Here is a 23,644-nt window from a genome sequence, read left to right on the forward strand (position 1 = left end):
TTTTTTATCTGGATACCCTTCCCGAACCATCACCTTTCATAAGGTTCTCCACTTCGGCAACAGTAACCAGATTGTAATCACCATAAATGGTATGTTTCAGGCATGAAGCAGCAACCGCAAATTCAAGAGCTTTTTGATCGTCTTTAGGATAAGTGATTAGTCCGTAAACCAGTCCTCCCATAAATGAATCACCACCACCTACACGGTCTACAATATGGCTAATATCATACCGTTTTGATTGATATAGCTTGTCTGAATATAGACAACCTCCCCATGTATTATGATTGGCATTGATAGAACCTCTTAGAGTAATAATTACTTTCTTGGCTCTGGGGAATCTTTTCATCATTTGGGTACATACGGATTCGAATTCTGCTGCATTAACTTCTCCGCCTGTGTGAGCTACGTCAAATCCTTCGGGTTTGATACCGAATACTTTTTCTGCGTCTTCTTCATTTCCTAGTATGATGTCGCATCCTTCTACGAGTGCGGGCATTACCTGATCGGCTGTTTTTCCGTATTTCCAAAGATTTTTACGGTAGTTTAGATCGGTTGATACGGTTACTCCCATTTCATTGGCTATTTTGATGGCTTCTAGGCAGGCGTCTGCTGCTCCTTGTGATAGGGCGGGTGTTATTCCTGTCCAGTGAAACCATTGGGCGTCTTTGAAGATTTCTCTCCAGTTGATCATTCCGGGTTGGATTTCGGCTATGGCTGATCCTGCTCTGTCATAGACTACTTTGGAGGCTCTGGCTACGGCTCCTGTTTCGAGGAAGTAGATGCCTACTCGGTCTCCGCCTCTTTGTATGTTATTTACTCCTACGTTGTATTTTCGAAGGTCTGATATGCACCATTCTGCTATGTCATTTTTGGGTAGACGGGTTACAAAATCGGTGGGTATGCCGTAATTGGATAGGGATACGGCTACGTTGGCTTCGCCGCCTCCGAAGGTGGCATTTAGGTTATTGGATTGTATAAAGCGCTGATAGCCGGGAGATGATAGTCTTAGCATGATTTCTCCGAAAGTCACTACTTTTTTCATATTGTTTGATGGGTTAAGGTCATGGACCTTTTATGGGTTATTATTTTTTTGTTAGAAGGTTGTGAACTTAGAAGTTAAAGAAGTTCTTAGCATTGTAATAAGATACATCTTCTACTAATTGTCCTAAAAATGGTAATTCAGAAGAAGGAAGTAAGCCTTGTTCTACATCATTACCTATCAGGTTACAAAGTATTCTTCTAAAGTATTCATGTCTTGGATATGACAAGAAACTGCGAGAATCGGTTAGCATACCAACAAAACGGCTTAATAATCCAAGGTTAGATAATGAATTCATTTGGGCTTCCATGCCTGTTTTTTGATCTAAGAACCACCATCCTGAACCGAATTGTATTTTTCCGGCTACCGATCCATCTTGGAAATTACCAATCATAGTGGCAATTAAATCATTATCGCGTGGATTAAGATTGTATATAATGGTCTTAGCTAGTTTGTTATCTGTATCTAGTCTATTGAAGAATTTTGACATGTTTTTAGCAATCGTAAAGTCTCCGATAGAATCAAAACCGGTGTCTGCTCCCAGTTGGTTAAACAGACGGGTATTGTTGTTACGAATAGCACCATAATGGAATTGTTGTGTCCATCCTTTCTCCCAGTCCATGATAGCCCCTTCAACTAACATCGCAGATTTGAACTTGATTATTTCAGCACCTGTAAGCTCTTTTCCTGAATATACTTTGTTGAAGATTGCATCTATTTCACTTTGAGTATAGTCTTCTGCATAAAATTCCTCTATTCCATGGTCTGATAATTTACATCCTACACTAGCAAAGAAATCGTGACGTTTGCGTAATGCTAAAATCAAATCAGTAAAGTTGCTGATTGTGATTCCTGATACCTCAGATAGTTTTTCTACATAGGCTCTGAAGTTAGCAGCTACTTCTACTGCCATTGCTTTGTCAGGACGCCATGTTGGAAGTACTTTAACCGGGAAGCCTTCTTTTTTGAGTGCGATATGATATTCTAAGCTGTCAATCGGGTCGTCAGTGGTACAAACAGCTTCTACATTGTAGTGCTTCATCAACCCACGAGCTGAAAACTCAGGAGTACGCAATTTAGCAGTACATATATCATATATTTCTTTAGCAGTCTCTGGTTTCAAGATTTTTTCTACACCAAAAGCTGTTTTTAATTCAAGGTGAGTCCAGTGATAGAGTGGATTACGCATTGTATAAGGTACTGTTTCAGCCCATTTTTCGAATTTCTCCCAATCACTAGTATCTTTTCCTGTACAAAAGCGTTCGTCTATACCATTAGTACGCATAGCACGCCATTTGTAGTGGTCTCCAGCCAACCATATTTCGCCTAGGTTATCGAATTTGTAGTCTTCAGCAATAAGCTTAGGGTCTAAGTGGCAGTGATAATCAATAATAGGTAAGCTTTTTGCATGTTCATGATACAACGCTTGTGCGGTTTCTGTTTCCAGTACAAAATTTTTGTCTAAAAAGTTTTTCATGATATTTAGTCCTTTTAAGTAGTTAAAAGTATTTGATGATATGTTTTCTAGTTATAGCAGCTTATAATTTATTTATTTGCTGAAATGTTCAAACGATTTGATATCTTATTTGATGACAATATGTATTTGATTATTTAGTCGGTTTAGTACTTCATCAATACATTTCAAGAAATCAGCCTTAGTTACAACAGGTTCAGAATCTAGTTCCCATGTTGGCATAAAGTAATATTCAACAGTATTGTTCTGAGGAGTAAGAACAAGTACATGGTTTAGTTCGTCTGTTGTAATTTCTTTTATCTGCTTGGTTCTTGCAAAAACAGCCAAACCTTGCATGTCATTATTAAGACTTTGTTTTCCGAAAGTTGCAATATATGACCATTCGCTGTTTTTATCATTACTAACAATAAGCTCCGAATTTTTATCTTTGATAATTCCCGTAGCTATATTCGGTACGGCTTTGTCAACAAGTAATTCCATGTGTGAAGCTCTACTTCCTGCATCAATTGAGATTAATGAAGTTAGATTGCACTTTACTCCATTAGCACTCCATCCGTAATAAATGGTTTTTACTTGTGAGCGAATTTTTCCGTCTGCGGGTATATAGCAAGTAGTACTATCTTTAGTATCTACACGCACAGCTTTGGTTCCATCCCAACTGGCTATAGATCCTATACCTAAAGCTTTTCCTACTTTCATATTGTCCATTCCCCAAGGCGCCATATTGTGATAATTGTCAAAACCATCTACTCCCACAGCAGGAAGTACAATACCTGTAGTCTTTTTTCCGAATACATCAATTGCATTGCGATTATCTAGATAAAAACGAAAAGCAACCTTATCGCTTTCCCATCCCGGACCTTCGTATTTTATATAATATGAGTGGTCGGTGAAACTACCGGGAAGTGTGATTTTATTGGGTTTTACCCAAGAGTGTACGCCCACATACTTGTTGCCTTCAAAATTTCCACCTATTTTATGCGCCAATTCGGCATAGGTACGTTTTGGGTATAAGTTGCTTGAGCCTCTTTGTATTTTGATAGTTTGTTTCTCTCCTGCATTTAATTTACTAATAGGTAGAATTGCTAGTTCTTTATTATTTATATCAGTACAGATCTCAACAGGAACAATACTATTGTCTGGAAGAATTCCAATATAATTGCCTAGAGGAAGTTTTAAATCAGATACGGGAACTTCCAAAGTATAATCTACAATAGACATTGAACCTTTATTCTCAATGATCAAATCTTTTGTTTGCGAGAATGCTTTGTTGACTGATAGGCTAGATGACAATAGCAGAGTGGTAATCATCAATACACCTTGATGAGAAAAACGAAAAATATTCATATTCGTAAGTTTATTCATGGTATGTTAAACTAAAGTATATCAGATCTAAAGTGTAAACTCTATTGGCGAACAAAGGTAGAATAACTCAAATATAAGAGAATGTCATTTTTGACCTTGTTCATGCATTTTTTGACCTGATTCAGATTTATTAAGGTTTTATTACCCTCTTATTACAAATATATTGATGAGCCTGTTAGGATATGGGGGATATTTTGACTTTGATTAATTATACCCCGTAGATTTAAGGCGTCAAAGTCTCTTGTTGCTCTGGTAATCGTAAACACAATGGTTATTATAGTTGAATAATATCTCATTAAGTATTTACCGATACTCGGCTAAAGGGACGATGTTTTTCAGTGTAATAGAGAAATAATTTGACGAAAGTAAGAAAATTTACTTAAGTATAAGCGAATTGAGCCGTTTTACAAGTCTTTTTTTATATTCTTATATTCACTTGGGGTCATATTGAATATTTTTTTGAAACATTGGGTGAAATATTTAGTGTCGGATATTCCGATCATAAAGGATACTTCTTTTATGGTATATTGTTGAGATTCTATTAAGCGTGCTGCATACTTAATTTTAATATCCCTAATAAATTCAACAGGGGCAAGACCTGTAAGGCTTTTTAGTTTTTTAAAGAAGACAGTACGGCTCATAGCTAATTCGGCTACAAGATTGTCTATAAGAAAATCGCTGTTATCGATGTTTTTTTCAATAACCTCTTTAATCTTCTTGATGAATAACTCATCTTGTTGAGTGATTTGATGCTCGGTCTCTAATTTTTCTGTTGGTAAAGTAGAACTAGAGGCAGAAGACTGTTTGCCTATTGAATAAAAATCGTATAATCTTTTACGTTGTTCTATTATATTATCGATTCTCGCTCTAAGGTATTTTACGCTAAAAGGCTTTGTTATATAATCGTCTGCACCATAATCGAGTCCTGATAACTTACTTTCAATATCGGTTTTAGCTGTAAGTAATATGAAGGGAATATGACTGGTCTCTGCATTTTTTCTAATGTTTTGGAGTAATTCTACACCATCCATCTCAGGCATCATAATATCGCTGAGAATAAATTCGGGCAGATTGGTTATTGCACTGTTGTAACCTTCTTTTCCGTTGGCGGCTTCTAATATATCATAATGAGCCTCTAAAATAGTTCTTATAAACTGTCTCAAATCAGAGTCGTCTTCTACTATAAGTACCGTTTCTCTTTGTGGTGGTTCTTCGGTTAATTCAATCGTATTATTGCTGTTGTTTTCTTCTGTATTTTTATCAGAAGAGATAGGTGCTTGCTCTTTCTCAATCTCATTATATACACAGATAATATTGTCATCGTTTTCAAAATGTTGTATACCTGTCAAAAATTTAATTGTAAAACAAGTGCCTTTATCAACTTCACTCGAAACCGAAATACTAGCATGATGTTTGTCTACAACTTCTTTTACAATGGATAAGCCGATACCCGTGCTTGGTTTATTCTTATCGAGATTGAAGGAGGCAAAACGAGTGAACAGTTTATTGAGAATCTCTTTGGTCATTCCTCTTCCTTCATCTTTTATTTGAAGTAATACGGTGTTGTCTTTAGATACATCGGAAATAAGTATGTCGATGTTTTTACCCGCAGGAGTGTGTTTTAAGGCATTCGAAAGTAGGTTGAACATGAGTTTTTCGATACTGTCTCTATCTACCCATATTTTAGTATTGCCTGCCCTGTTTTCTACATTTAGCTTTATCTTTTGTTCGGCTGCAGCTTCATAGAAATTATCGCAAATAGATGCTATATAAGAGCCTATGTTTGTTTGTTGAATATTGAGTTTTTTCTTTTGTATTTTTCTGAAATCTAGAATTTGATTTACCATATCGAGCATTCTATTGGCATTTTTTAATACCAATTGAAGTTGAGTTTTCACCTCCGAAGGCGTCTTTTTATCTTCAATAATATTCTCCACAGGAGATACTATCATTGTAAGAGGAGTGCGTATTTCGTGCGAAATATCAGTGAAGAAACGAGTCTTCATTTCGGTTTGCTCTTGTTCTAATTTGACTCTGTCTCTTAGACGATAATAAAGAAATATTGCTCGTAAAATAATGAAAAGGGCGGTTATAAAGAGAATGAAATATAAGAAATAAGCCCAACCTGTTTGCCAGAAAGAAGGCGTAATCTTTATTTCTAAAACATGTTCATTGTCAGTCCATATACCATCGCTGTTAGTAGATTTTACTCGGAATGTGTATTCACCGGGCGATAAGTTTGTATAGTTGGCTATGCGTTGATCTTTTGTTATTATCCAATCTTCGTCAAAACCATCCAGTTTATATGCATACATAATTCGCTTAGGTTCAATGTAATCTAAGGCAGCAAACTCTATACTTATAAAATTCTGTTTGTGATTTAGAACTAGTGATTTAGCATCGTCAATATTGATGCCCAAAGGAGAGTCTTCTCCAATGGATTGACTTTTGTTTGATATCTGTAGGTTTGTAAGTGCTACATAGGGTCTAAAAGTATTATCATTGATCTTATCGGGATTTATGGAGATAAAACCCTTTGAGAATCCAAAATATATGATTCCTGATTTAGCCTCGTAACGAGCTCCTTCTGAAAAATTCTGTCCTTCAATCAATCGATTGATCTCACTATATGTCTCGAATGATGTTTTAACGGGATCAAACTTTGTTAGATTTCCTTCTGTTGTAATCCACAACTTACCTCGGTAATCTTCGGTAATGGAAAGAATTACATCAGATGGTAATCCGTTCTTAGCAGTGAAAGATACAAATTGCTCTGGAAAACCATTCTCATTTACTTTTGTTACTTTGTTCAGTCCACCACCAAATGTAGCCAAATATGTCTCTCCTGTTTTAGTCGTACAGATGTCATATATGTCGTTTCCACTCAGGCTATTATTGTCATTGGGGATTCTGCTGTATGATTTATAGTCAATAGAACTAACTGACTCGAAGTTAGGCGAGAACATAATCAGTCCGAAGGTTGTTCCAACACATATATTACCATATTTGTCTGATGAAATTATTCGAATCTGATAACCTAGTTGATTTGGATAATTTTTCAGATTGTTTTTATAATTGATAAATCGTCCCTCTTCATTGGGATCAATCAGATTGAGTCCCCCTCCATAGGTTCCGACCCATATTCGCTTTTTTACATCCTGAAATAGACTGTATATACTGTTGTGACTAAGGCTGTAAAGGTCGTTAGGCGAGTTTTTATATTGAGTTATCTTATACTGTTTAGAGTCTTTTATGGGAGAGAGTTTGTATATACCCTCGCCTTTGGTGCCTACCCATATGTTTTTTTCGTCATCTTCTAGCATAGCATAACATATACCGTCTATTGATTCCCCATACTCTATTTTGCCATTCTTACATAAATAGCCAATTTGGGTACGAGTTGAATCGTAGACAAAGAGCTTTCCTCCTTTAGCTGATACCCATAAATTTTGGTTGCTATCTTCAAAAATACAGCGAACATCATTGTTAATGGTTGAGTGAGTATTGTTATCAACAATGGTCGATTTGAATACATCGTTGTTGAATATTATCTTTTCTAAACCATGAGACCGGGTACTTAGCCAGAGGTTTCCTTGCTTGTCTGAAAACCCAGCATGAAGCATGTCTGAAAATCGCCATGTTGGAGAAGACGGTTCGTTATAAAAAGGCACTAATGCTTCTCTTATAGGGTCGTATAATGCAAATCCACCCCCTCGAGGATGTACCCAAATACGATTCTCATTGTCTTCGAAAATGAAGAAATTGGGAGGAAAGACAATCGAGCTGAAATTCTCTGTTTTAGTAGCCAGATGTTTTATAGTCTGTGTTTTGATGTCGAATCGTGATACTCCCTGATAATTTAATTCGAACCATATATTGTTTGATTTGTCGATGTAGCACGATACTATATCATTGACAGGCATAGCCGCTAAATTCTTTGTCGTGAATTTTTTGAGATCTTCTTTTTTAGAATCGTATATGAAAAAGCCATCGCTATTTGTGGCTATTAAGATCTGATTATTATCAATGTTTTCTAATTGCTTTATCCTTGAAGGAGAATGTGTTTCGAAGAGGCTGAATTGCCCATCTTTTTTGTTGTAAATCCATATTCGTCCATTATCCGAGCCAAACCAAATCTGATTGTTAATCTCCATGGCTGAATAGAAACTCTGCATGGGTTTGTTTTCGTTGTATTCTTTTTCTGCAAAATGACTGCTGATCGTTTTGCCATCTTCCGAAACACTATATAGTCCATTATCTGTAAGTAGCCATGATGTTTTATTTTTATCTTCATGAATACTATATACCTGATTGGCTTGTATGCTTTTATTCTGGATATTAAATATTTGAACATCGAATGCTGAACCTGTGATAGAAACGCAGCCCATTTTTTCGGAAAGAAGCCAAACTTTTCCCGATGGCATGGGAAGAATTGATGTAGTTGTAAAATTGAAATCTTTGTATTCTTCCAAAGATCTGATTCCCATGAAACGCTCAGTTTTAGGATCGAATCGATGTGCTTCTCTGTCATAAGACAGTGTCCAGATATAACCATATTGATCTTCGTAGATGTAATCGATACGGTTACTTCTCATGTGATATGCATCCCCTGCCTGAATCTTATAGGTGTAGAACTTATAGCCATCAAATTTGCTGAGCCCATCCCACGTAGAAAACCACATAAAACCTTTCTTATCCTGAAGAATATCCATAACGGTATGCTGAGGAAGTCCATCATCTGCTCCATAATGTTCGAAATAACATTTTGGCTGCGAGAATAAGGTTATGTTGATCGTAAAAAAGAAGATCAACGTAAGAAAACGTAGGTTTATCATTTGATTGGTATAGACTATTCACAAATATAACTTTGTTTCTCGAAAAACGGAGAATAGATCGACTAATAAATCAATTTGACCCCGCTTCTAAGAGTATTTATCCCCCTGTTTTATTGACTTTTTGGATGGGTTTAGAGAAGTGGTTCTCTTATAATGTTACGCAAAAGGTGCTCTAGTTGCCTCCTCAGACATTTCTATATTGTACGTGAGTGTGCTTCTTATCAATTATTCGGATAGGTTATTTTGATGCTTTTGCAGGGCAATATCAGATTTCCCACCCCTTCTAGTCAAAATATCCCCTATGTTCGTAAATAATATAAATTAACATTGCAGTTGAATCGAACTACTTAACTGTTAATCTAAACTAAAGTGTTAACCTAATTAAACATATTTGAATAACCATGCAAAAAACAAGTATTAAAATTTTGGTTCTGGTTTGTACTCTGTTCTGTTTTCTATACGGGCAAAATATATATGCTCAACAGAAGATGGTAAGCGGTACGGTAACAGATACCAAAGGAGAAGCATTAATCGGTGTTTCTGTGGCTGTAAAAGGCGTAAGCACAGGTACAATTACCGATCTTGATGGAAAGTATACTCTTTCTGTGGCTACGGGGGCAAAAACTCTTGTAGCTTCTTATATTGGAATGATATCAAAAGAAGTACCTATTGCAGGTGCAGTTGTTGATATAGTTATGGAAGATAATCACTCGGAATTGGATGAGGTTGTGGTTATCGGTTATGGAACAGTAAAGAAGAGGGATTTAACAGGATCTGTTGCTTCTATTTCTGAAAAATCATTGAAAGATTTACCTATTGCTTCGGCTGCTGAAGCTCTTACCGGTCGTTTGGCAGGGGTAAGTGTTGTAGCTGCAGAAGGATCTCCGGATGCTGATATACGTATCAGAGTACGTGGTGGTACATCTATCTCTCAGGATAATGCACCACTATATGTGGTTGATGGAATCATCGTAAGTACTATCACAGATATTCCTCCTTCTGATATAGCTTCCATCGATGTATTGAAGGATGCTGCTTCTACTGCTATTTATGGAGCAAATGGAGCGAATGGGGTTATTCTTATCACAACCAAAAGCGGAAGAGAAGGAAAAATTTCTGTCACATTCAATGCTTCTTACGGAGCAAAAAAGACAAACGATTTTATCGAAGTTCTTAGCCCTTATGAGTATGTATATTATCAACATGAGCTAGATCAAACTACTTCGTTTCAGAAACTATATGGACGATTCCAAGATCTGGATATTTATAAATCTGATCCCGGAATCAATTGGCAAGACAAGGTGTTTGGAAATACAGGTACGCAACAATATTATAATGTTGGTGTATCGGGCGGTAACAAAGCGGCTTTGTATAGCTTGAGCCTTACTCGTAACGATGAGGATTATATTATGATAAATTCGGGCTATAAGCGCGATAATGTAAACTTTAAAGTAAGCAGTCAGATAAAGGATAATCTGAGTATGAATTTTAATGTCCGCGTTACGAATGAGGTTATCACAGGACCTAGTGTTTCAGCAGGTTCAGGCTCTAATACAAAGTTACGTAATGCCGTAAAATATAGTCCAACGAAAGGATTGGCAGGATTAGACCCTTCTAATAGCGATGACGATGATCAGGCAGGTATTAATAGCGCACTGAATAATCCGGTTGACGATATTACTAATGAATATAAGAAAGTAAACAAATTCAATAACACTTACATCGCGGGTATTAATTGGGACATTATCAAGAAATTGAGGTTCTCGAGTACCTTTAGTTATGCGTTTTTGAAAAACAATACAGATAATGTTTGGACTAGCGGAACGGGTGTTTCTAAAACCTATGCAGGGCAACCTGTAGCCAGAATAACAGATGACAAGGGGCATGACTGGCGTTTAATTAATACTCTATCTTATAACTTCAATCTGAATAAAATTCATCAGTTTGATGTTTTGGCAGGGCAGGAGCTTAGCGAAAGAGTGATGAATCGAAAGATTGTAGAAGCAAGATATTTTCCTGTAGATTTTTCCGCAAAAGAAGTATTGGCTGCGATGAATAATGGTCAAGCCGAACCTATAGTAACTAGTCTTGGAGAACCACAAAGAATGTCTTCGTTTTTCGGTCGTGTTAACTATAACTTGAAAGATAAATATTTGATGACTTTTACTGCACGTCAAGATGGTATTAGTGTATTTGGTCCCGGTTTATTTTGGGGATTCTTTCCGGGGGGAGCATTGGCGTGGAGAGCGTCTGAAGAAGAGTTTCTTCGCACTCAAAATTCATGGTTAGATAATCTTAAAGTTAGATTGAGTTATGGAGCTGTAGGTAATGCACGTGTCGATCCGTTTTGGAGACAAGAATATACTTCATCAAGCTCTAGTGTTTTCTATCCTAATGAAAAGGCGACAAGTATATTGACCCCATCGGCGACTCTAAAAAGTAATGGCTTAACTTGGGAGACTACTTATTCGAGCAACTTCGGTATTGATTTTGGAATACTCAAAAACAGAATCTCAGGTTCGATCGATTTATACAATAATATTACGAAGAATCTGATTGTAAGGTCTCCAATTCCAACAACATCGGGATATGATGGGCAATATCAGAATATTGGACAAACTTCTAACAGAGGTCTTGAGTTATCGGTGAATGCTTACATCATAGATAATAAAGACTTTACATTGTCGGGAACATTCAATATTGCATTCAATAAAAACAAGGTTGATAAGTTTTCGAATGGTAATACTAAATCTAAATTATACGGATCGGGCTGGAATGGTCAAGCAGAGCCTACTTACGATTTCTTGATCGAAGAAGGAAGTCCTCTAGGTCAGATGTATGGCTATGTTACTGACGGAATGTACAGTTTTGATGATTTTACTTGGGATCAAAGCAAAAACGTATGGGTTATTAATGAAGGCGTTGCTGATAACAGTTCCTTAATTAGTAATGGTAGTTATTTCGGACCCGGAGCATTGAAGCTAAAGAAAATAGCTGATGATGGTACTGATAAAATAACTGAAAACGATAGAAAGGTTATAGGAAATGCGCTTCCTAAACATACAGGTGGTTTTGGTTTTAATTCTACTTATAAAGGATTCGATGCCTCTGTATTTTTCAATTGGTCGTATGGTAATGATATTTATAATGCTAACAAATTAGATAATACTTCATTTTTACTAACACGTAAAAATCAGAATTTATCTTCTATTATGGCTCTAGAAAATCGTTTTACAACGATTGACCCTTCAACAGGAAATAATATCTATTCGGGAAAGAATGCCAATCCTGCTCTTTTACAAGAACTGAATGCAGGTAAAACAATGTGGCATCCGATGATGACTACTACCACTCTTCATTCATGGGCAATTGAGGACGGATCTTTCCTTAGACTAAATAATTTGACATTTGGTTATACATTACCCAAAAAGATGACTAAAAAGTGGCTGATAGAATCACTACGTATATACGCCACAGGTTATAATCTGTATTGTTGGACAAATTATTCGGGACCAGATCCTGAGGTGAGTACACGCGACAAAGACAGTCCGTTTACTCCGGGGGTAGACTATTCTGCATACCCAAAATCCAAAACATTTGTAGGTGGTATAAACATAACATTCTAAAAAAACGAGTATAATGAGAAAACTAATATATATATACATAGCAGCTTTTTCGTTGGTGTTTTCATCTTGTAACGATTTTCTGGAAACAAGCAGTGATTCGAAGATGACAGACGAAACGATATATACTTCTGTCTATTACTCCGAGTCTGCCGTGAAAGGTATTTATGATCGTATAGCAGATGCACAGATGTATGCACAACGTTTATCAATAAACTGGAGTACCAATAATGATATAGAATTTGTAGGAGCTGATGAGGCTAGTTACAATCAGAATACAAATAGGGGAGTTTCAAACTATTATGCAACTGCTGGAAATTCAACACTTATTTGGACGAGAATCTATCAAATGATCGAACGTTCTAATTTGGTGATTCAAGGCATCGAAAATAGTCCTTTGATGTTAGGTACCGACAAAGAAAAAGCAGCAATGAAAACTTTGCTGGGAGAAGCCAAAACTCTAAGAGCTATGGGATATTATGAACTGGTTAAACACTGGGGTGATGTTCCCTTTAAAACAGAACCAACCAAAAATGACTTATCGAATGTATACCTGCCTAAAACAGATAGAGATTCAATCTGTGAGTTTTTAATAACAGAACTTTTGTCAATAGAAAAAGATGTGCCTTGGGTAGGAGAGAGTGCCGGTTCGGTATCTTATTCTAGTGCCGAAAGAATCAGTAAGGGTTTTGTAAAAGGACTGATCGCTCGTATAGCATTAACTAGGGGAGGGTATTCTTTGAGAGATAAACCGGGATATCCAACAGAAAGAAGATCAGACTATCTCGAATATTATAAGATTGCACATACACAGTGTCAGGAGATAATAAGTGGTGGCAAATATAGATTGAAATCTAACTACGTAGATATTTGGAAAGATGTGTGTGCATTGAAGACCGATGGTGTTAATGGCGAAAACCTTTATGAAGTAGCACTAGGTTTAAGCCAAAGTGGAGAAATAGGATATAGTATTGGTGTGAGATTTTATACTAATACCAAATATGGATATGGCAATAATTCGAATGTTGTAAATACAAGTGCTTACTATTATTACTCTTTCGAACCACAAGATCCTCGTAGAGATGCTACGATTGCTACGGTAGCGTATAGTAATGCGAGCGGCGATCAGAAAGAGGTATTTCAAAGCAACCCGCTATCGTACAACTTTGCGAAGTGGGATCAACGTTGGATGGCTGAAAATACGAAGTGGCTGGATCAAAACAAAGATGCGAACGGTAAATGGGGATATGGTGTAAACTGGATCAATATGAGATATGCTGATGTGTTATTGATGTTTGCCGAAACCGAAAATGAGCTAAACGGACCTACGGATGCTGCCAAAAATGCGCTGAAAGAGGTACGTGCGAGAGCCTTTGCCGGAACAAAAGATGAGTCGAAGAATGTAGCGGATTATGTGAATAACTTATCATCGAAAGAACTATTTTTCAATGCTCTTATAAATGAGCGTGCGTGGGAGTTTGGAGGAGAAGCTATTCGCAAATTTGACCTTATTCGTTGGAATCAGTTAGAGAAAAAAATCTTAGATCAACGCAGTGCATTCCAAGCTATGATTGACGGAGGAACTGCCCGCATATTTGATAAAGAATATACCTCAATACCTCAGAATTTATACTACAAATACAAAGCGGATAGAGAGAATATCGATAAAGACAGTACAAGCTATTACGCAGTAAATACTGAATTGGAAGCCTTAGATGACAATCAATTAAAGGCAAGAGGATATACTAAGGTGAAATGGATGTCGGGATTCTCGGATGAAAATAAAAGAAGCTATAAAGAAAGAATACAACTATTTAGTTCAGGACTCTTCAAAGATAATAATGGTGTATGTGCTAACCGTTATTTATACCCTATTCATAGTAGTGTGATTGGTGATTACCAAGGGATTGTTACGAATTCTTATGGCTATTAACCCATTAAAAGTAAACCGAATGAAAAAGAATTTTTTATTAAAATATATATTAAGTAGCCTATTTACTCTAGGACTCATAGCGAGTTTTACATCTTGCGAGGATGTAAATGACTGGGCAACGGACGATAGCTACAATCGGATATTTAGTCCTGTAACTTTCGAAACCTCAAGAATCGGAGCTACATCTATTGATCTCGTTTTTTCGAGTGTTCCTCATGCAGGATCGTATGTTTTAGAATTTAGTAAGGATAGTTTAGAGTTCAAGACAATAACTAATACTGTTGAAATACCAGTTGAAGATATTGTTCTCGATTCTACATCTGTTTCAAAGTTATACATCACTACAGTAAAAAAGCTCGATCCTGAGATCAGATACTCTGTACGTATGAAGGTAACGTCGAATAACAATTTACCAGAGTCTAGATGGGTAGCTTTAACTTTTAAAACTCCCGGTGAGCAGATTTTAAATGCAGTAGGTGATATTACAGAAAGTTCGGCAACTGTAACATGGGAAGCCGAATCAGAAGTAACTCATATTTTATTATCAGGAGGAGGCCTTAATAAGAAAGAAATAAAACTATCAGCATCAGAGATATCTGAGAGTAAATTCGAATTAAAAGACCTTAAGCAGAATACAGCATACAGTATTGAAATTTATAACGGAGAGAAAAGAAAGGGAGCAAAAACGTTTACTACTGCTCAAAAAATATCGGGTGATGGAAAACAATATGTCATGAAAGGAACTGAAAATATTGTTGACTTCTTAAACGCTATAACAGATACTGAGGTTGTGTTGGTAATTCCTACTACTGCAAAATTTGAGATAGGTGATGCTTGGACACTTCCTGCACACATCAAGTCTCTTACTTTATGGGGACTAGCAGGTGAGGGCAAAGCTTCTATTAACTTCAAAGAAATAAAGCTGGATAATTCGGTGTCAAACTTTAAAATCTGGATACACAACATGGAGGTTTCGGGAACTGATGCTGCGGCCGATTATGTATTAAATGATAATCCGACTACTGCAAGATCAATCTCTGAATTCAAAATGGATAATTGTGATATATCTTCATTTAGAGGTATAATCCGTATGCGTGCAGCATTAACTGTGGGACTGATTGATATAGACAATTGTATAATTACAAATATTGGAAGCTATGGTCTTGTATCTATTGATGCTGCAGCTGTATCAGTAGGAAGTATTAACTTGACAAATAGTACAGTATATAAACTGAACAATACAAATGTTATTACTTGCAAGGCAAAACCGGGAGCAGTAAGCATTGATCGCTGTACATTCTATGATGCACAGGCAAAGGATAAATATATTATAAACTTCGATGGAAAGGCTGCTAATATGGCAGGTCAATTAGCTATAAACAACTGTTTATTTGCTGCATCAGATGCTTCTGTTTCTACACGTGCAACCAATCCTAAGATAGAATCGGCATTTGTTTCTGACTCATACAGAACAACCGATTATACAGTTGCTTCGGGTTATCCATTGAGTGGAGTATCAGATTATAATAATACTTCTACCAATTTATTTACTGATCCATCAACTGGTAATTTCAGGATTAAGGATACTGGTATAGGTGGCGATAAGCAACCTGGAGATCCTCGTTGGTGGTAAGAGAAATAAAGAGCTAATTATAAATTAAGATAAGGAAGTAAGAGTTATAGCTATAACGCAATAGATAAAGTCTGTAATCTTACTTCCCTTATCAAAATAGAAAAAGAATGAACACATTTAAAAAGATTGTAGTTACCCTGACTGCTTGTTTTCTGGTATCAGGTTTACTTAATGCCGGTGACAGATATAATTATTTGTATAAAGATTTACCCTTCGAAATGCCGATGTTAGATCGTCCGGTATTTCCAGCCAATAATATATCAATTGCTGATTTTGGAGGAGTACCCGATGGAGCAACTTTGAATACTGCAGCTTTTGCAAAAGCAATAGAGGCTTTATCAAAAAAAGGAGGAGGAACGCTTACGGTACCTTCGGGTATTTGGTATACAGGTCCTATTGTTTTTCAATCGAATATAAATCTGCATTTGGAAAAAGGTGCTTTAATCCTGTTTTCGTCAGACTTCGACTTGTACCCATTGGTACATACAGTATTCGAAGGACTTGATACTCGTCGTTGTCAGTCTCCCATCTCTGGTCGTAATTTGAAAAATATTGCTATTACAGGCGAAGGTTCTATTAATGGTTCTGGTGATGCTTGGAGACCTTTGAAGAAAAGCAAAGTAACGGATAGTCATTGGCAAAGAGTTGTAAAATCGGGAGGTGTTGTTAAAGACGGTAATTATTGGTTTCCGACAAAAGGTTCTCTAAAAGGGAACGATATGAGCGATATGAATGTTCCTAAAGGAGATCTGTCTGATGAAGAGTGGAATTCGGTAAAAGACTTTTTACGTCCGGTAATGGTTAGTTTCATCGAATGCGAAAACGTTTTACTCGAAGGAGTTCTTTTCGAAAATTCTCCGAGTTGGAATATACATCCATTAATGTGCAAGAATGTGATTGTAGATAATGTATTTGTTCGTAATCCGGGTTATTCTCAGAATGGAGATGGATTGGACTTAGAGTCGTGTACAAATTCTATAATAATAAATAGTACTTTCGATGTAGGAGATGATGCAATCTGTATCAAATCAGGAAAAGATGAGGATGGACGTCGTCGTGGATTAGCTACCGAAAATGTAATTATTGATAACTGTAAAGTATTTCAAGGGCATGGTGGTTTTGTTGTAGGAAGTGAAATGTCGGGAGGAGTTCGTAATATATCGGTTTCAAACTGTCAGTTTTTAGGAACAGATGTCGGCTTAAGATTTAAGAGCCGTAGAGGAAGAGGTGGTGTTGTGGAGAATATTTATGTCAACAATATAAATATGTTCGATATAGCTACCGAATCATTCTTGTTCGATCTGTATTACGGAGGTAAATCAGCATCCGAGGCACTGGAAGATGGAGACGAAACGCCAGCAGAGAATGTTGCTTATGCGGTAGATGAGACGACCCCTGTATTCAGAAACATATATGTGAAGAATCTAACTTCAAGAAATGCAAGACGTGCGATGTATTTCAATGGCTTGCCCGAAATGAACATAACAAACATCAATCTAGAGAATACAACTATAACTGCAACTTATGGAGGCGAATTGTCTGAATCTAATGGAATCACATTTAAGAATGTGAAGATAATAGCTAAGGAAGGACCTGCCTTGATTCTTAACAATGTAAGAAATATGGATGCTACGGGATTGAAATATCCGAATTCATTAAAAGAAGCTGTGAAAATCACAGGTAAACTTACCGAGAATATAAAGTTGCCTAAGAGCCTTAAGCCCGAGAATATTATCAAAGAATAGATAATATAACTCTACAATCTTAAAACAAAGGATTATGAAAAAAATACTATTGTTTTTGTGTTGGATATTACTTTGTTGTACCATTCAAGCCCAGACTCTCGCATTTCCGGGGGCTGAAGGTGGAGGAATGTACACTACCGGAGGACGTGGAGGAAATGTTTATTATGTAAATACTTTGCAAGACACAGTTGTCGGGAATAAAAACACGAGAGAAGGTAGCCTTCGCTGGTGTCTCAAAGGAGAAGAACCGAAGGTTATCTTGTTTAAGGTTGCAGGAGTGATTCATCTGAAATCGAAATTAAATATTTTATCAAATACAACCATTGCTGGGCAAAGTGCGCCCGGTGATGGTATTTGTATTGCTAATTATCCGGTAAAAATAACCGGAGATAACGTCATCATTCGCTTTATGCGCTTTAGAATGGGCGATTTGTCTGGCGTTGAAGACGATGCTTTGTCAGGTAATAAGAATAAAAATGTTATTATAGATCATTGCTCTTTAAGTTGGAGTACCGATGAGTGTGGGTCTTTTTATGATAACGAAAATTTTACCTTACAATGGTCTATCTTATCAGAGAGCTTGAGAGCGTCAGTTCACAGAAAAGGAAGCCATGGTTATGGAGGGATATGGGGTGGTCAGAAAGCATCTTTCCATCACAATCTTTTGGCACATCATGATAGTCGCAATCCACGGATGTGTGGAAGCAGATATACTGCTACTCCCGAATTAGAATTAGTAGACTTCAGAAATAATGTAATTTATAATTGGGGAAGCAATAGCGGATATGCAGGAGAGGGTGGCAGATACAACTTTGTAAATAACTATTACAAAGCATCAGCAACATCTTCTCATCCTAACAGAATATTTTCACCCAATGCCGATGAAGGAGCCAATAAACAAGCTCAAGGTGTCTGGGGGCAATTCTACCTTGCTGGAAATTATATCTGTAATGATAAAGCAACAACCGAAAATAATATACTAGGTCTTCAACCAAATCCGTCAACTAAGAATAAAGAAGAACTTATATCGTTAGTACCATTTGAAGTTCCTTCTGTTGAAACCGACGATGCTGAAAAAGCTTATACAAAAGTATTAACAAAGAGTGGAGCCAGCTACAAAAGGGATAAAACGGATACACGTATTATAACCGAAGTAAGAGATGGATTGACTCCTGTAAGAGCTTCTCGTGATAGTAAGACAAGACCGGGAATGATTGATTCTCAAAACGATGTTGGAGGGTGGGAAGTGTACAGCTTCAATCCGCAAGATGTAGTTTTAGATTCTAACAGAGACGGAGTTCCCGATGGATGGTTAGAGGCTAATTATCCGAATAAAGAGGCAACTGAAATCAATTCAGAAGGATATACTTATCTTGAAGTCTATCTGAATAGTTTAGTTGAAGATATAATAAAATAATAGTTGAGTTCTCAGACTATTATTATTCTGTAATTACAATACATCTATTAGTTCCTATGTGGGGCTAATAGTCCAAATATTTGCTGTTGTTTACCTAACAAATCGAAAGAATTATGAAAAAACAATTTTTGATATTTATTATTCTATTTGCAACTATTTGTAGTGGATCGGCTTTCGCGAAAAAGCCCTATTCGGTATGGATGGTTAATTCTGAAATAAAGAGGAATCCCGAATCGTGGATGCTTGATTTCTCGAAAGAACCTAAGTGGAACTACTGTCATGGTTTAATGCTGCAAGCAATACTTCAAACATGGCAGAAAATAAATAATCAGGAATATTTTGATTATGCCTATTCTTATGCGGATCTGATGATTTCCGAAGATGGACAAATCAAGACATACAAACCCTTAGAATATAATATCGACAGGGTCAACACGGGAAAGATACTATTCCCAATTTATGCAAAAACAAAAGAGGAGCGTTTCAAAAAAGCAATGACATTGATGCGTAACCAGATGAAAACTCATCCACGTACGGCAGACGGCAGTTTTTGGCATAAAAAGATATATCCACATCAGGTGTGGTTGGATGGTCTTTACATGGCTTGTCCATTTCTAGCTGAATATGGTAAGGTCTTTAATGAGCCGGAGTTATTTGATGAGGTTACCTTGCAGATATTGGATGCACATAAATACCTATATGATTCTAAAACGGGATTATATTATCATGGGTGGGACGAAAGTCGCGAACAAAGATGGGCAAATAAAGAAACGGGACTATCTCCAAACTTTTGGTCACGCAGTATAGGCTGGTACATGATGGCAATTGTAGATGTTTTGGATTACTTACCAAAAGACCATCCTCAAAGACCCGAAATAATAAAAATCTTACAAAACGTAAGTGCTGCTGTTGAAAAATACAGAGACCCTAAAACCGGTATGTGGTATCAGGTGACCGATATGGGTTACCGAAAAGGCAATTATGTTGAATCGAGTGGGTCTGCCATGTTTATATATACATGGGTAAAAGGTGCACAAAAGGGATATTTGGATAAATCATATTTACAAAAAGGAAAAAAAGCATACGGACAATTTGTTAAGCGATTTTTGAAGAAAGAAGCTGATGGAGCAATTTCTATAACCGATGGTTGTTCGGTAGCAGGGCTGGGTGGAGAAAAGGTATATCGTGATGGAAGTTTCGAGTATTATATCTTAGAACCTATAAGGGATAATGATCCTAAAGCGGTTGGGCCGTTTATAATGTTGAGCTTATTATTAGGTAAATAAATAAGAAAAAACATTTTGACTACCCTGAGTAGTCAAAATGTCCCCCGTGAAACTGGTAAATATACTTTACTATTGCAACAAGTTAACTTTATAAATCAAAACGTTAGACCTTAATTTCTTAATTTAACCACACCATGCAAAAGACAATTGTGAAGACGTTGTCTGTAATGTGTGCCCTCTTTTTCCTTGTGTCTTGGCAAAGTGCGTATGCACAGCAAAAAGGAATATCGGGTACGGTAACAGACTCAAAAGGAGAAACCTTAATCGGGGTTTCGGTTTCAGTGAAAGGTTCTACTACAGGTACAATAACAGATTTAGACGGGAAGTATTCGTTGTCTGTTCCAAGTACTGCAAAAACTCTGGAAGCCAAGTATATTGGTATGAAAGCTCAGGATATAGCTATCACTGGGTCTGTTATAGATATTGTTATGAGAGAAGATTTCTCTCAATTAGACGAGGTTGTTGTTATCGGCTACGGTACTATGAAGAAGAACGACCTTACGGGTTCGGTTGGTAGTGTCTCGGCAGATAATATTGTAGCAAAAGGTACAACCAGTGTGATGGAAGCTCTGCAAGGACAAGTTGCAGGGGTTGATATTGCTCAAAATTCGAGTAGAGCGGGTGGGCGATTTGATATTCAGATTCGTGGTAAAAGCTCTATGCAAGGAGGAAGCCCTCTTTATGTTGTTGACGGAGTTGTAACCGATGGTATCGATTTCTTAAATCCTGCAGATATTGAGCGTCTTGATGTTTTAAAGGATGCATCTTCTACTGCTATTTTTGGTTCGAGAGCTACTAATGGAGTTGTTATGGTAACAACCAAGCAGGGAAAACCATCTGATACCGGTAAAGTTTCTGTTTCTTACGATGGTTATTATGGTTCGGTGGCAGTTGCTCGTATGCCCGAGTTTATGAGTGGAGATCAGTTCTCTGACTATCGTTTTGCAAGATATACTACAATGACTAATGCTCAACTGAAAAATGCATATGCAACGGGTATACCTGAATATGGCATTACAAGTGGAGATCTAAATAATTTTTGGAATGGAGGTAGTGAGGTAATGAAAGAAATATTCAGAACCAAAAACTATACAGATTGGCCCGATTTGGTTACACAAAACGGACAACAACAAAATCATTTTATAAGTATAAATGGTAATAACAGAAATCTGGCTTATCGTATCGGAGTAGGTTATCAGGATGAAGACGGCGTTTTTGTTAATGATAACTACAAAAGATATAATATTAAAGGTTCTGTAGATAATAAGATTAATGATAAATTTTCGGTTGGCTTTTCTGCAAATATGGCCTTGACCGAGAAAGACTTTGGTAGTAATAATGCTGTTTTGAACAGTTTCAGAACCAATCCATATTTTATTCCTTATGATAAAAATGGTGATTTGGTATTACTTCCCGGAGGAAAAGATATATTTGAGAGTACCGGACAGTTTTCGGGGATCATAAATCCTCTTATCGATATGAAGAATTCGGTTGATAATACAAAGATTTATGATGTATTGGCAAACGTATATGTTCAGTATACCCCAATTAAAGAGATTACTATGAAAAGTAGTTTTCTACCCACTTATAACAAGAGTCGTCAGGGTATTTTTAACGGCGTAAATACTGCTGCTCAGTATGCTAAAAAAGTAAACGCTGCAACACTTACAAATAAAGAACGATTTACTTATACGTGGGATAATCAGATTAATTATCAGAAGACTATAGGTGATCATGATTTCAATGGTATGTACCTTTTCAGTGTTTATGACAATCAATTTAATAGCGATTATATAAGTGTTAATGATATGCCTTTTGATACAGGTTTTCATAATTTGGAATCGGCAGCTAATATCGAAAAAGTAAAGAGCGATTTTCAACGCATAACAATGTTGTCTCATGCTCTGAGATTTAATTATACATACAAAGGAAAATATTTGGCAACAGTATCGAGCCGTTGGGATGGATCTTCTAAATTCTCGGATGGTAATCGCTGGGGTATGTTCCCTTCCATGGCACTGGCATGGAGAGCTTCGGAAGAAGATTTCATGAAATTTGATGCATTAAGCAATCTTAAGGTAAGAGCCAGTTTTGGTTATACCGGAAATAATGGTGGAGTAGGACCTTATGATACACAAGCTTTGGCAAGCACCAAATATTGGTATGATTATGGTGGCGTATTAGCAAATGGATTTGGTCCTAACGGATTGGTTTATACTAATCTTTCGTGGGAAAAATCAAAAGAGTTCAACTTCGGGCTCGATTACGGTTTCTTCGGAGGACGTATCAACGGAACAATTGATTATTATAATAAACTATCTACCGATCTTATTTACAAGCGTACTATGCCTCTCGAAACAGGAGCTTATGGTGGTACCATGTGGGATAATGTAGGAAAGGTTAGAAATAGTGGTATAGAGTTGTCTCTTACAACTACCAATATTGTTACAAAAGATTTGCAATGGTCAACTACTTTCGTATTTGCAGCTAATAAGAATGAAATTGTAGAACTTTATGGTGCAAAGGTTGATGATATAGGTAATAAGCTATTTATTGGTGAGTCTTTAGAATCTCTTTACAACTATAAAATAACTGGGGTTTGGACTGCTTCCGAAGCTTCCGAAGCTGTTAAATATGGACAGTATGAAGGGCAGGCAAAAGTTCTGGATCGTGATGGGAATTATGTTATAGATGAAAAAGATAAAATGATTCTAGGATCGGCTTTACCCGATTGGACAGGTAGTTTTACTTCTAATCTGAACTGGAAAGATTTTGATTTCTCTTTTTCAATCTATACAAAACAAGGTGTTAATGTTGTGAGTCCTTTTATGCAAGAATTTACCGACTATAAAGATCGTGGACGTAATAAATTAAAGATGGATTACTACATTCCCGCAGGCACTCCTATCCTAAATGCTGATGGTACAGTTGGAGTCTCTCCCGGACGTAACAGCCAGGCTTTTCCTTATCCCAATAATAGTGGAGTAAATAATGGAGGTGGTTCATTTTGGAGTATATCTAGTGACGCTGAACCGGGATCTAATAATTATGTAGATGCATCATTTGTGAGGGTTAAGAATATCACTCTAGGATATACACTTCCTCGTAAGATGTTGACAAATATAGGTGTATCTAATCTTAGATTCTATGTAAATGTTCTGAATCCTTTTGTATTTACCGATTATAAAGGGTACGATCCTGAGTGGGCTTCTGCTTCTCTTTCTGATGGTAGTGGCGGACCAAGTTCAATAACTTATCAGTTTGGTGTAAATCTTAAGTTCTAATAATAAAGCA

11 protein-coding genes are annotated in these 23,644 nt (G+C 36.7%); 7 read left to right on the forward strand and 4 right to left on the reverse strand.

The window, feature by feature from the left end:
• Window positions 1-4: 4 nt before the first annotated feature.
• From HGC4_RS09350 to HGC4_RS09365, 4 genes are all read right to left on the reverse strand, one after another.
• On the reverse strand, window positions 5-1,042 hold the full coding sequence (locus HGC4_RS09350) for a sugar kinase (protein ID WP_050709868.1): 1,038 nt from the start codon (window positions 1,040-1,042) through the stop codon (window positions 5-7).
• A 67-nt stretch (window positions 1,043-1,109) separates the two neighbouring features.
• Window positions 1,110-2,516 carry a glucuronate isomerase gene (uxaC, locus tag HGC4_RS09355; protein WP_050709869.1) on the reverse strand — a complete coding sequence of 469 codons (1,407 nt, stop codon included), beginning with the start codon at window positions 2,514-2,516 and terminating at the stop codon, window positions 1,110-1,112.
• 105 nt (window positions 2,517-2,621) lie between these two features.
• Window positions 2,622-3,878, reverse strand: a complete 1,257-nt coding sequence (locus HGC4_RS09360) for a DUF4861 family protein (protein WP_050709870.1) — start codon at window positions 3,876-3,878, stop codon at window positions 2,622-2,624.
• A gap of 404 nt (window positions 3,879-4,282) precedes the next feature.
• On the reverse strand, window positions 4,283-8,713 hold the full coding sequence (locus HGC4_RS09365) for a hybrid sensor histidine kinase/response regulator transcription factor (protein ID WP_050709871.1): 4,431 nt from the start codon (window positions 8,711-8,713) through the stop codon (window positions 4,283-4,285).
• 401 nt (window positions 8,714-9,114) lie between these two features.
• On the opposite strand from HGC4_RS09365, the gene HGC4_RS09370 reads away from it, so the two are divergent.
• From HGC4_RS09370 to HGC4_RS09400, 7 genes are all read left to right on the forward strand, one after another.
• Window positions 9,115-12,339, forward strand: a complete 3,225-nt coding sequence (locus HGC4_RS09370; RefSeq protein WP_050709872.1) for a SusC/RagA family TonB-linked outer membrane protein — start codon at window positions 9,115-9,117, stop codon at window positions 12,337-12,339.
• A 13-nt stretch (window positions 12,340-12,352) separates the two neighbouring features.
• Window positions 12,353-14,269 (forward strand): RagB/SusD family nutrient uptake outer membrane protein, encoded by a 1,917-nt coding sequence (locus HGC4_RS09375; RefSeq protein ID WP_050709873.1) that lies wholly within the window; start codon window positions 12,353-12,355, stop codon window positions 14,267-14,269.
• 19 nt (window positions 14,270-14,288) lie between these two features.
• Window positions 14,289-15,902: a DUF5123 domain-containing protein gene (locus tag HGC4_RS09380; protein ID WP_050709874.1), complete on the forward strand. Its 1,614-nt coding sequence runs from the start codon at window positions 14,289-14,291 to the stop codon at window positions 15,900-15,902.
• Window positions 15,903-16,009: 107 nt separating this feature from the next.
• A complete protein-coding gene (locus HGC4_RS09385) occupies window positions 16,010-17,647 on the forward strand; it encodes a glycoside hydrolase family 28 protein (protein WP_050709875.1) in 1,638 nt (545 codons plus the stop codon).
• A 34-nt stretch (window positions 17,648-17,681) separates the two neighbouring features.
• Window positions 17,682-19,064, forward strand: coding sequence for a pectate lyase family protein (locus tag HGC4_RS09390; RefSeq protein ID WP_050709876.1), 1,383 nt, complete (start codon window positions 17,682-17,684; stop codon window positions 19,062-19,064).
• A gap of 113 nt (window positions 19,065-19,177) precedes the next feature.
• Window positions 19,178-20,350 carry a glycoside hydrolase family 88/105 protein gene (locus HGC4_RS09395; protein ID WP_050709877.1) on the forward strand — a complete coding sequence of 391 codons (1,173 nt, stop codon included), beginning with the start codon at window positions 19,178-19,180 and terminating at the stop codon, window positions 20,348-20,350.
• A 134-nt stretch (window positions 20,351-20,484) separates the two neighbouring features.
• Window positions 20,485-23,634, forward strand: coding sequence for a SusC/RagA family TonB-linked outer membrane protein (locus tag HGC4_RS09400; RefSeq protein ID WP_082204130.1), 3,150 nt, complete (start codon window positions 20,485-20,487; stop codon window positions 23,632-23,634).
• The last annotated feature ends 10 nt before the right edge of the window (window positions 23,635-23,644 follow it).

Source organism: Dysgonomonas sp. HGC4, assembly GCF_001261715.1.
GTDB lineage: Bacteria > Bacteroidota > Bacteroidia > Bacteroidales > Dysgonomonadaceae > Dysgonomonas_A.